At 34.2% G+C, this 11,947-nt stretch carries 12 protein-coding genes; 10 read left to right on the forward strand and 2 right to left on the reverse strand.

Translation table 11 applies throughout. The annotated features are described in order from the left end of the window. Window positions 1–850 precede the first annotated feature (850 nt). From AC0KUU_RS29600 to AC0KUU_RS29625, 6 genes are all read left to right on the forward strand, one after another. Window positions 851–1,363 carry a DUF3967 domain-containing protein gene (locus tag AC0KUU_RS29600; protein ID WP_473454025.1) on the forward strand — a complete coding sequence of 171 codons (513 nt, stop codon included), beginning with the start codon at window positions 851–853 and terminating at the stop codon, window positions 1,361–1,363. A 177-nt stretch (window positions 1,364–1,540) separates the two neighbouring features. Next, window positions 1,541–1,957 carry an NAD(+)--rifampin ADP-ribosyltransferase gene (gene arr / locus AC0KUU_RS29605; RefSeq protein WP_098591290.1) on the forward strand — a complete coding sequence of 139 codons (417 nt, stop codon included), beginning with the start codon at window positions 1,541–1,543 and terminating at the stop codon, window positions 1,955–1,957. A gap of 193 nt (window positions 1,958–2,150) precedes the next feature. Beyond that, window positions 2,151–3,185: a DUF3231 family protein gene (locus AC0KUU_RS29610; RefSeq protein ID WP_456318554.1), complete on the forward strand. Its 1,035-nt coding sequence runs from the start codon at window positions 2,151–2,153 to the stop codon at window positions 3,183–3,185. 415 nt (window positions 3,186–3,600) lie between these two features. Next, window positions 3,601–5,019 carry a MobV family relaxase gene (gene mobV / locus AC0KUU_RS29615; protein ID WP_456318555.1) on the forward strand — a complete coding sequence of 473 codons (1,419 nt, stop codon included), beginning with the start codon at window positions 3,601–3,603 and terminating at the stop codon, window positions 5,017–5,019. A gap of 729 nt (window positions 5,020–5,748) precedes the next feature. After that, on the forward strand, window positions 5,749–5,916 hold the full coding sequence (locus AC0KUU_RS29620) for an aspartyl-phosphate phosphatase Spo0E family protein (RefSeq protein ID WP_047749689.1): 168 nt from the start codon (window positions 5,749–5,751) through the stop codon (window positions 5,914–5,916). A gap of 709 nt (window positions 5,917–6,625) precedes the next feature. Beyond that, the gene (locus AC0KUU_RS29625; RefSeq protein ID WP_322552767.1) at window positions 6,626–7,147 is read left to right on the forward strand and encodes a ferritin; all 522 of its coding nucleotides are present in this window, start codon (window positions 6,626–6,628) and stop codon (window positions 7,145–7,147) included. Between the two features lie 155 nt (window positions 7,148–7,302). Here the strand turns inward: AC0KUU_RS29625 and AC0KUU_RS29630 are convergent, their stop codons facing one another. Continuing rightward, window positions 7,303–7,764, reverse strand: coding sequence for a replication/maintenance protein RepL (locus tag AC0KUU_RS29630; protein ID WP_322552700.1), 462 nt, complete (start codon window positions 7,762–7,764; stop codon window positions 7,303–7,305). A 695-nt stretch (window positions 7,765–8,459) separates the two neighbouring features. Here AC0KUU_RS29630 and AC0KUU_RS29635 point away from each other — a divergent pair. Then, on the forward strand, window positions 8,460–8,948 hold the full coding sequence (locus tag AC0KUU_RS29635; protein ID WP_230185480.1) for a DUF2690 domain-containing protein: 489 nt from the start codon (window positions 8,460–8,462) through the stop codon (window positions 8,946–8,948). A gap of 299 nt (window positions 8,949–9,247) precedes the next feature. On the opposite strand, the gene AC0KUU_RS29640 is transcribed toward AC0KUU_RS29635, so the two are convergent. Beyond that, the gene (locus AC0KUU_RS29640) at window positions 9,248–9,583 is read right to left on the reverse strand and encodes an SPW repeat protein (protein WP_034656365.1); all 336 of its coding nucleotides are present in this window, start codon (window positions 9,581–9,583) and stop codon (window positions 9,248–9,250) included. 319 nt (window positions 9,584–9,902) lie between these two features. Here AC0KUU_RS29640 and AC0KUU_RS29645 point away from each other — a divergent pair, with 319 nt between their 5' ends. The 3 genes from AC0KUU_RS29645 to AC0KUU_RS29655 all read left to right on the forward strand — a co-directional run bounded on the left by AC0KUU_RS29645 (window position 9,903) and on the right by AC0KUU_RS29655 (window position 11,863). Beyond that, on the forward strand, window positions 9,903–10,091 hold the full coding sequence (locus AC0KUU_RS29645; RefSeq protein ID WP_034656363.1) for a hypothetical protein: 189 nt from the start codon (window positions 9,903–9,905) through the stop codon (window positions 10,089–10,091). A 365-nt stretch (window positions 10,092–10,456) separates the two neighbouring features. Then, complete coding sequence (locus tag AC0KUU_RS29650) at window positions 10,457–10,966, forward strand: HTH domain-containing protein (RefSeq protein ID WP_456318552.1); 510 nt, start codon at window positions 10,457–10,459, stop codon at window positions 10,964–10,966. Between the two features lie 252 nt (window positions 10,967–11,218). Continuing rightward, window positions 11,219–11,863 carry a MarR family transcriptional regulator gene (locus AC0KUU_RS29655; protein WP_427670897.1) on the forward strand — a complete coding sequence of 215 codons (645 nt, stop codon included), beginning with the start codon at window positions 11,219–11,221 and terminating at the stop codon, window positions 11,861–11,863. Window positions 11,864–11,947 lie beyond the last annotated feature (84 nt).

Consider the following 11,947-nt stretch of genomic DNA (forward strand, 5'->3'; position numbering starts at 1 on the left):
GAAACTCTAAAAAGCACAATTTACCAATTTATTTATTTTAAAAGCAAGGGGGAAATTTCCCCTTGCTTTTTTATTTACTATTTTATTTACATTTTTTAGGTGTGTCTTTTTGGACACACAGGTGTGTCTTTTTGGACACACCCCACCCTCTATAAACGTTGATATAACAACATTCTTGCACTTGTCCCTTCTCACTCTATTTAAATAGCAATTCGCTGATAGAATTGCAAGGGTCTTTTTATACTTTTTTCGTTAAAAAAATTAAAGTGTATTGAACTTAATACATATGAAAATTCCTCATAGCTATATGGCTATTTTCCATACAAGGTTCGAGTAGTATTTTTTAAAAAAACCACTTAAAAAATCTCCACTCTTTCCTCCTTGCATTTCAAATTTCGGCAGGGTTGGTTCTTTCGCCAAGCCGAACATACCCAAAACGAAGTTTAAGATGATCGGCTTGTGACGGCCATTATACCTGCCGAACCGCCAGAGCAGCCGTCCATAGTTGGTGATTTTGCTGAAAATAGATTACACAAACGGGGACTAGTCCCCGAACCCCTAGCCAGCACGCCACCCCAAAACGAACGGGGTTGCACGGGTAAAGTTGTAACTCATAATTAAAGCGAATAGCATGCATGGGGGGCGTGCATCTGTTTTTAATATGGTTATGATTTAATGAAATAATAGAGCATATAAACATTGATATATCAGTACTTGACTGGGGTTGAACGCCCCCCGTGCACGTAAAAAAATGATGTGCACGGGGGGCGTTCTTTGTTATTCTTTAAAGGACATTTTAGGTGAGAAATATAACTATTTATATAAATACGCGTGCATGGGAGGGAACGGCATGTCAGATACAAAGCTTGGCCAAGAACCAGCTTATTGGACTAGTGAAGTAGCAAAGAAACTTGAGGTGTCAGATAGCACTTTAAGAAAGTGGTGTATTCAATTGGAGGCCACAGGTTATAAGTTTATTAAAGGAGAGAATGATAGTCGGGCTTTCACTAAATATGACTTAAACGCTTTACAACTATTTAAGCAAATCGTAAAAGTCCAAAGGAAAACCAAAGAAGTAGCATCTTTAGAAGTGGTTGAGCGTTATGGTGCACGGCAAGGAACTTCCCCCATGCAATCTGCACAAATGGCCGTTCAAGCTCATGAGTTCAAAGATAAAATTGATGATATGGCTCAAAGTATTGAAGAAATAAAAAAACAATTACATGAACAAATGGAATTTAATAAAAAGCTTGTAGAACGTATGGATCAGCAAAGTATGAGTCATATACGTGAAATTCAGGAAACAAGAAAGCAACTTGCTGCTGCCCAAGAAAAAAAGAAGTGGTGGGAATTTTGGAAATAAAAAAAGACTGCTGGTTATTCAGCAGTCTTTTTTTATTTAAATGATTTGTTTACGGTAACATCTTACTCTCTACTTATATTATAACTCTATTTGGAAATTATTTATAGACTGTTTTTTCACTCATGTCCAGCCTTATACTGTTATACGCAAGTCAAAAAGTATAAAGGGTGTGGCTATATGAATGAGAAGAAAAATGTCTTAGATCCTGGTCCGTTTTTTCATGGTACTAAAGCAGAACTGAAAATTGGAGACCTGCTTGAACCGTTGTACTTATCCAATTATCAGGATAAAAAATCTAACCATATCTATTTTACTGGAACATTAAACGCTGCTAAATGGGGTGCTGAATTAGCAAGGTCTAATTCAAAAGAGAGAATTTATATTGTGGAACCATTAGGCGATTTTGAAAATGATCCAAATTTAACGGATAAAAAGTTCCCTGGAAACCCAACACGTTCATATAGATCTAAATCTCCTTTGAAAATAGTAGCTGAATTAGGTTCATGGGAAAGGCATTCCGATGAAGAAATAAATCATATGCTTACATCTTTAAAAAAGTTAAGTGAAGAAGGAAAGAATATAATATACGATTGATTTTCATATTATTAAAATTCTAGCCAAATGCCTGATTAACAATAAAGGCCGCCTTATCAGCCAATAGATAATGGGCGGTCTTTGTTATGCATACAATTGTTATCTATATACACAAATGAGAAAATTTAGGATTTAAAGAATATATATTATTCAAATGATAAACCTAAGAAAAAATAGGCTTAGGAGATTACAAATGGAACCAATTAAACCAACTAAAGTGGGATCAAAAAAATCAAATCTCAGCGAAAAGCTGTTATCTGCAGAATTGGGGAAACTTTGGGCAACCTATATGGGTAATAGCATGTCTACATGTATTCTAAGCTACTTTCTTAAACATGTTGAAGACCAAGATATAAAAAAATTATTGGAAAATGCTCTAAACTTAAGTAAAGAATTTCAGAAAATCATAAAAGGTATTTTCATAAAAGAGAACTTTCCTATCCCTCATGGTTTTACAAAAGAAGATGTTAATCTTGACGCTCCAAGATTATTTGAAGATGAATTCTATGTACATTATTTAAAGTATGTATCTAAAGTAGGCCTTAGTCTTTATAGTGTAGGACTTCCCTTAATATATAGAGAAGATGTAAGAGATTTTTCCCTTTATTGTATGGAATCAACTGTAAAATTGGGGGAACATATCAAAGATATTTCAATGAATAAAGGGTTAGCTATTAAATCGCCTATTATTCCAACACCACAAAAAGTAAATATAGCACACAAAAATTATCTAAAAGGTTTTATTGGAGATGTTAGGCCCTTACATGCATTGGAAATTGCTCATTTATACGATAATTTAGAGACTAACCTGGCAAGTAAGGCTTTAGTAATGGCGTTTAGTCAAGTTACAAAAACGAAGAAGGTTAGAGAATTATTTGTAAAAGGAGAAGAACTCACTGATAAAATAATTGAAGGTTTTATACAAAAACTTCATCAGGATAATTTGCCTTCTCCCTCATTAATTGATCATTTAGTAACAACTTCAACAACTTCTCCTTTTTCCGATAAATTAATGGTATTTCATAAAATGGACATGTTTTCGATGAGAGTACGAAACTTTGGAAACTCAATGGCTGTAAACGGAAGACGCGACTTAGCGCTACTATATGCAAAGTCTTTAAAGGATATATCAGATTTTGTTCATGATGCAGCTGATATCATGATAGAAAACGAGTGGATGGAAACTCCACCTGAAGCTGCGGATAGAGAAGATTTAGCTTCAGAGTAGGAACTACGCAATTGTCAATGGTAAGCGGACCGTAGGGAGCATTAAGGAATTGACAATTTCTCCAAACCCAAGACCCTCTTGGCACTCAAACAAACGCGTTTGTTTGACGCCAACCGGCGAGGGAGCCCCCTCAAAAAAGTGAGGGGGTTGGGGGAGTTTTTGAATGGGGTTAAGGGGAAGAGTTCCCCTTACAGGTGGTGGACGGCGTCCACGGTCTTAAAGAAAAACGGCATCCGTTGAGGATGTCGTTTTTCTTTTTGGCGGAGCCAAACAAAGGGAGGAATTCCGACCGCCAACCTCGTAGAGCGCGCTCCCAATTTGACCGAAGGTGAAAAATTGGTGTAGTGCGTTACACCAAATCTAAAGTTGTGGTATGCTAGACCCAAGTACAGTGGTCGAAATGGGGGATTGAGGGATGGCCAAATATGGGATTATCCGCATGCAAAAGTTCCACAAAGACGCAATATTGGGGATCCAGAAACACAACCAACGAGAAGGCGAGAACAGTAAAAATAAAGACATCGATTCAACTAGAACGATGCTGAACTATGACTTGGTGAATGAAGATAAAATTAAGTATCACGAAGAAATTAAGAAGATGACGGCCACCCGTGTGAAACGAAAAATTCGGAATGATGCCGTCCTGGTGGCAGAATTCTTTGTGTCGGCCAGTCCGGAGTATATGCATGCGATGTCGCCAGACGAGCAGCACAAATATTTTGAAGCATCACTGGATCATATTGCTGGTAAGTATGGCCAGCAGAACATTTTATATGCTGTGGTACATAACGATGAAGCAACGCCACATATGCACGTGGGTTTTGTCCCGATTACGGAGGATCGGCGCTTGGCGGCGAAAGAGTACTTCCATGGTAAAACGAAGATTCGTAGAATTCAGGATGACTTTCACAACTACATGAACAAACGTGGCTATGACATTGAGCGTGGCGAGCCGAGCGAGCTGCAGCATAAGAGCGTTCATGAGTTTAAGAAACAAGAACGTGAAAAAGAGCTAAAGCACCTGCAACAACTAGTGGCTCACAAGGAAAAAGAGCTTCAACAGATGGACAATTTAGTGGAGTTGAAATCAGCACCACCCGTTGAGATACGTAGCGAGAGACGGATTGAAGAGTTATGTAGCCAACCGATTGAAGTAGAGGCGGCCAAGAGTGTGATGGGTTCCAAAGTGAAAGTGGAAGAAGTAGATTTTCATGAGCTTATGAGTCTCACAAAAGAGCTGCAGCAAACATTGGCGGCCGAGCATGAGCGCACGCATGCTTTGAGTCATGAGGTGGATCGCTATGAGAAAGAGAATAAGGCATTAAAGCATGATTTGAGTGAGACAAGGCAAGAATTAGAGATATATGTGGCGGATCAAGATGGCCAAGTAGAAAAAGCCAAGAAACAAATGCGGAAGAGGCTTGTCCATGATTTTTCAGCTGAACAGAAGGAAAATATGAAAGATGAGGTTAAAAGAGAACTAGATACGCAATATAAAGCTCATATAAGCTCTCTCAGCGATGATTTAATGATTGAGAAGCAGAAACATAAAAAAACAAAAAAAGAGCTTGTGCAGGCAAATAAACTGAATGACAGTTTAACAGAAATGAACATTGATTATATAGCGAATTATGTTCCAAAAGAAGAGCTTGATAAAGCGAATCAAGAGGTTAATGAATTACGCAAAGAAAATAAGACATTAAAAGCCTGGAAGGAAAAAGCATTGAATTGGATTGATAAGCATGTTGAAAGGATAAAACAGGTTTCGTTCTTTCAACATGTTGGTGAGATTCAAAAACGTAACAAAAGGCAAGATCAAGAAATGGAAAGATAATATAAATAATCTAGCTAAGAACAGTAAGTATAAGAGCAATTTGAGTCATCAGTATCTCTTTTAAATTAGAATCAGTACAGGTCGAGTGTTGCTTTAGTAAAAATAATAACTCTCTGTTGAATAAAAAAAGTTCGTCTCTAGTCAACATAAGATTTCTCCTCCTTTTTTAAGAGTATTTATGAGCATAAAAAAGCTACCTTATCTCTATGGGCATTTGCTTTACATAGAAATAAGATAGCTTTTTCACAGGGTTCACACGTATAAAGAAATAACGGAAAGATAACTGCAAATTAATAGTATCATCTTTTTTCCATAAAGACTATATTTTTCCTGATTGAGGTTGGAAAAGTACTAGATAAGTAATAGAAAGCTCATAATGAGGAATTAGAAGATGAAAAAAGAGCATAAAAAAAGCTATTTCAATCGTATTGGCATTGGAGAGAAATAGCTTTTTTTATATTACATTGTTACATTCAAGAGTGTTCTGGTTCGTCATGGATATCTTTATATGTGAAGTATATCACAAACTTTTTTGGTTGTGAAGATGAAAATAAAAATTTGTATGACAAGTTTTTATTTTAGAATAAAATTCCGTTGTATAAGGACATTTGTATACTGTAAAATATTTGTATGAACACAAAAAGATAAAATAAATACAAGGTGGGTTGCTTTTAGAATGATCAACTTTGTATTCGTTTTGCTATTAAAAGCAAATGGGTGAGGGGAATATTGGAGTCTCATAAAGTGATCTTAAAAGAAGCTTTAACAGTAGAGATTGAAAAAGAGAGAAAATGTTTGATTGAAACGGCATTTAAAGAGGGGTTTACAAGTAACAACACGGTAGAGATTAGTCAATTCATTGATGAGATGTTAAATGAATTAGAAAAGATTAAATAGAGCTATTAAAAACAAAAAAAGCAACCTCGGCATTGGCCAATGAACGAGGTTGCTTTTTTTGTAAGGGTTTGTTCATACGTATCCGAAGTATGAAACATCTATAGATTACCATGTTCTGTAATTAGAGGATATTTTTAATATGTTGTTATATATAAAAAATAAAAAAGGAACCTAGCCAGTGGATGCGAGGTTCCTCAAAAATAGGGTTACGTTGAAATTTGTAAAAAATAGTCTGACTTTTAATATATCATATTTGTATACAAAATCAATTATCTGAAACGTTCTGCATATGTATAAAAGGTGCGCTTTTTATACATTTTTCTGCTACTTAAGCCTTGGATAATCAGCGTTATATCAAGGATGTATAAAAAGCTGCATAAACGAGAAACAAGGACCTCATCAGAACCCTTTTCCCAATAGGGGTTCTCTTTTTTGATGTCTTCCGGAAAGAGTGATTATGTTAACTAAGGTTGTATAGCGTATACAGCCTAAAAAGCAGAAAAAACTACGCCGACGGAGAGAAGTAGTAGTTTTTTCTGCTTTTTAGCTGTAGTTGTTGGCTGATGCCTCACGGCGTCTTGAGTAGTTTGCTCAAAATGCTGTAGTTTATTCGTAACAAGGGTTTTAAAACAAGTTTATGTATGTCTAATCGTACATTCGAATAATATGACAGTGGATTTAATTTGAAATAATAGGGGGAGTAGTAATGATTAATGAACAGGTTCAAAAATTAGTAAATAATCTAATTCAAATTGAACACGTGTCATCCACTCTATATTTAGCTATGTCAAACTATATGAATAAATTGAATTACAGGGGTATGGGTACCTGGCTAAGATTACAATCAGAAGAAGAAAGAACCCATATGGTAAAACTTATCGATTACCTGGTTGATCGTGGAGGAACTGTTGAATTAAGTTCTTTACCAGCACAGCCAACTGAGTATGGAACACCTTTAGAAACATTTCAAAAAGTCTTAGAACATGAAAAATTTGTAACTAATTCTTATCGTCAAGCTTATGAATATGTTAACCAGGCAAATGACCAGCAAACGTTGATTATTATACAAGAATTTTTAAGAGAGCAAGTTGATGAAGAAGCTCAGTCACAAACGATTGTTGATCGTTTAAAACTTGCGCAAAACAATGCTGCTGCTATTCTTATGTTAGATCAAGAACTAGGTCAAAGAAAGCCAGCTGGACCTACTGGAGGAGCTGCTGCAGGAGCTTAAATGTTCTGTTTAAATAAGAATGTTAAGAATCCTTTCTAATAACTATTAGAAAGGATTCTTATAATCCGTTTTATGTTAACTAAAAGTGAACATATATGTGCAGCTGTAGAAAACATCGTGTTCATTCTTTTGAACACGATGTTTTCATGATTCTTTCAATTTGTATCTGTTAATCTCATAACTTTTCCGTCTGCACTTAGTTCTACTTCGTATCTAATTTTAGAAATGTCTTTCCATTCACCTCTTCCAAAGAATTGAGGATTTAATAGGAAAACGCCTGTTTCTTTTTTTATTAGAATATTCTTTTTGGTTAACTGATTAACTGCATTAGTTACTGATTGTTGTTTAATCCCTAAATTCTCAGCTACAATTCGTTTATATCCTGAGTTAATGATGATAAATTGTCCTTTATTTGCATAAGTTACGCCTTTAATAAGCTCGTATAATACTTTGCTTATCCAACCTTGTATTTCTGCTAATACAATAATGTTGTCTAAATATACTTTTATATAATCTGGCTCTTTTCCATAGTTAAAAGAAACACTCGTTGTTTCTTCCGTTATTTCTCCGTTCATATCAACTACTTTTGTTGTTTCCACTTTTGATATCTTAGCCACATTACCCACCTCTATCATTTTTTACCATTTAATATGTTTTTTATCTTAACTCATATTTAAGTTATTATCAACTCTTTATTAGAGTTAAAATAAACTCTTTTATGGTGTTATTTTTAACCCTTAATCTTTTCTCAAAAACAACTCTTTAAAACAGTTATTTTTAACTCATATACGAGTTAAAAATAACCCTTATAGGAGTTAAAAACAACTCGTATATGAGTTGTTTTTAACTTTTTAAAAAGTCTTATAAACATTGATATATCAATGTTTATAGCAATATATAAAAATCTTTTCTCTTCTTTTATTTTTATTATGTACTTTGTTTTACCAAAAGAATATCTCTAAGCAAAAAGCCTTAAAGCGATTAGTTTCAAGGCTTTTTGCTTCTTATAAGAGACATTATGTCAACTAATTATGTATAGCGTATACAGTCTAAAAACAGAAAAAACTACCTGTCTTCTAGGGTAGTTTTTTCTGTTATGCATCTTTTATCAAAGGAAGGATGCCTTACGGCATCGTGAATAGTTTGCTCAAATTATTGGATATTATTCATTTCTATTTAATCCGTAAAAATAACCATGTAAATCCAAAATAATCCATAAAATTATTAGGAATAAAGTTTGATTGAAAATTCAGAAAATTATAATACGATGTTAAATGTGTTTGTTAATAAAATAGAGGAGGGCAATAATCTTATGAAAAAAGTATTTAACATAGGAATTCTATTTTTTCTTGTTTTCGGTTTATTCCTTGGTGTTGGACCTACCGGCGCATCTGCATTATCTTATGATGGTTCAAACCCTTATACAACGGGATGTGCAAGTAAAAGCCCCATTACCTATGAAACTAAGTATATTTATAAAAATGGGGTAAAGATTGGTTATGTACAATTAAAAGGAAGTGCTTATTGTCATACGGCATGGGGATATGTAAAACTTTATAATTCTGCTCCATATAATGGTTATGCAAATGTTGGAACATACAGATATTACGGTACTTCCAGTTCTTCTAATGCAAGAACATTTTGTAATAGCTCTGGAGGCAATGGCTTGGTAAATAAAGGGGAAACCTCTTGTTATACAAGTCAATTATGGGATAAGGATCCATACAATTCCTTAGCAGTTGTATTTGTTTATGGTTCAGACGGAAGTGTTATTGCTCAAGCTCAAACTGGTCGTCACTAATAAAGTGTATAGAAAACATTATTTCTCATCAACAAGATCAATTAATTAGATATATTTGTATTAAAACCTAAGAAAAAGAGAAGGAGCACCGATAAGTAATCAGGTGCTCTTTTTGTGCCGAGAATTGTGATTATGTTAACTAGGATTGTATATGATATACAGCGTAGAAAGAGAAAACCTCCTCATGCGAATAAGGGAGGTTTTCTCTTTTTTGAGATGTACGCTCTTGTTTTAAGGATAGATGCCTCACGGCGTCTTAGGTAGTTTGCTCGAATAGTCGATTCCTATCCGTTTTATTTTTAACCAGCAGCCTTTGAACCCGAATTAGATCCTAAGTTCCATAAACTAAATATAGTCGTGATTAGACCAAGAACTACGCTTGACCAAACCTCTCCATTTGTTAATGAGTAGATAAATGGGAAAATTATAAACCAGACGCCAGTAATCGCGGAGATCCAATTTTGCCATGAATTCCAGCCGGGTTTGTCATAGCCCCATAACGATACAATAACTTGAATGATTCCAAAAACTATACTCGACCATAAAGCTCCTGATTGATCTGAATACCCGATAGCCCAAGGTGCGATAATAAACCAGACACCAATTAATGCATTTAAATTACCCCTTAATTTCATAATTACACCTCCTCTAAGTTTAGGAATCTTTAAAGATTCCATTGTTAGATTATATGTTTAGAAACTATAGAGATTAACTCAATATATAACAATTAAATAAACAGAATATTTAAACAATACCTTTACTTTGTAATCGCTTTCATTTATAATGAAGATAGGTTGGATGGCATGAGTGGCTGTCATAGTATTTAGCGTAGGTGGGGCTGATACAAGGGATCAGGGCATAAAAGAAATGTCCTTTTTTGCTTTGGAAACATTTATTAAGAAATGGAAAGCTTTTATTTTTTCACTTAGTTGATTAATTAGAGAGGTGTTTTATATGAATAAAAATGAAGATATTAACGTTTTTTTATTAATGTTGTCGGTGATCTCTATTTGTGGGGGATTGTTATTAACAAATGTTTTTATTTATTCCCCTCTTATTGGTTGGCTTGTAGCAGTATTTTGTTTAATAATGAATTTTATTTATAAAGAGGAACAACTGAAATATAGAAAAAGAGAAGATTAAGAATAGGATCTTCTCTTTTTTTATGGATTCTTATAACGTGTTTTATGTTAACTATAGATGTATACGGCATACAGCTAAAAAAGAGAAAAGACTCCTGTGCCTATTCAGGAGTCTTTTCAAAGGTTATGCTAGGTGAGATGATGATATCCATCATCTTGGGTAGTTTGCTCAGGATAGTCATTTTTATGCCTGTATGTTACAATCAGTTCCGGATATAGTAATCATAGTACCAATTTCAACTTAGGGCACTTTCTCACTGGAGAAAGTGCCCATTTTTATTCTTCAGTAAATTTATAGCAGGAAATATCATTCTTGCATTTGAATACTAGTACTATACTTTTAAAACGGAAGTGGAGGCTAGTATAATGCTGGTAAAAAAGATGTTAAATGGAATTATGATGAAAGAAATCACAATTAAAGAATTAGCTGATCAGTATGATGTAAGTACTCGTACCATCCAATTAAGAATTAAGAAACTAGGATATGAATGGGACAGTAAGCAAAGTATTTATCGTTATGTTGGGGAAGAACCAGAACCTTTAGAAGTTGATTTTAATACCCTTATTTCTAAAAATAGTAAAGCGCCAGCAGAACAAAAGCAAACTAATGGTGAAGTAGCAGCTAGTGTTAGCTATCTGAATGAAAGTGAAAGTACTAGCGATAGCGTTTCAAAAGCTAGTATAACTACTAGCAAAGTAGATGCAATTGATCTCTTGCTTCAGCATCCAAAAGAACGCTCAAAACGAGTGTATCGAGGGTTTTATTTTGACGATGATGTGTTAAGCATCATTGATCGAGTTCCTAAGAGTTATAAATCTGAATTAGTGAATGAAGCTTTAAGAAAAGTATTTAAAGAAAAGGGATTATTAGATTAAAAACTCACCTAAGTTTTAGGTGAGTTTTCTTGTTTATTCTACAAATAGAGTTTGCAAAAATGTAGGATTTGGTAGAAAATTAGACATAAGAAAAAGCCCTCAAGTTTTCGCCGACTCAGAGGACTCTTTCTTACAAAATATTAAGAAGGAATTAACCTTTCAAGAAGAGATTAACCTTCAACTACATAACTTTATAAACGTATTCTACCACAATAAGGTTAGTTCCTTCCACAAAAAAATGGAGGAATTAGAATGAGAAAAGCATTAAATGAAGCAGAAAAAAAAGCTAGAGTAAGAGATGCTAAGCTGGAAGAGTTAATAAACCAAGCAGAAGTTGGTCTTTCAGCAGATCAACAAAAAACATTATTGGAAATCTTACATAAGACTACTGGAGATAACTATTTCATCGGTAAGCGAAAGAAAAAAACTGATGGGGTGAGATTTGTGCAAATACTTATGGAAAACTATAATTATTTAAGTCAAATAAAATACCTGTCTAATGCACAAAAAGCATTTTTATTAGATTTGGTTCCTTATGTTGAATTTAAAACAAATATTCTTATAGAACGCCCAGAAGAAGACTTAGAAGAGGTAAGCGAGAACGCTGCTTCACCTAGTTATTTAGCTAAAAAATTAGGACGTGAAAGAGCTAAAGTTTCTCGAATGATGAATGAACTAATGAAACTAGGTATCTTAGCTGTGGCGGAAACTGGGATGACAACAGAAGATGGTAGAGTATGTACTAGCAGAACTTGGTTTGTAAATCCTAATGTTATGTGTTGTTCAGCAAGAGATGATGTAGATAAAGCAACTCAAAGAATCTTTAAACGTTCCTTAAAAAACTTTAAAGTAGAAGGAAACTCTAAAAAGCACAATTTACCAATTTATTTATTTTAAAAGCAAGGGGGAAATTTCCCCTTGCTTTTTTATTTACTATTTTATTTACATTTTTTAGGTGTGTCTTTTTGGACACACAGGTGT

The organism is Priestia sp. ST2, from assembly GCF_055810735.1.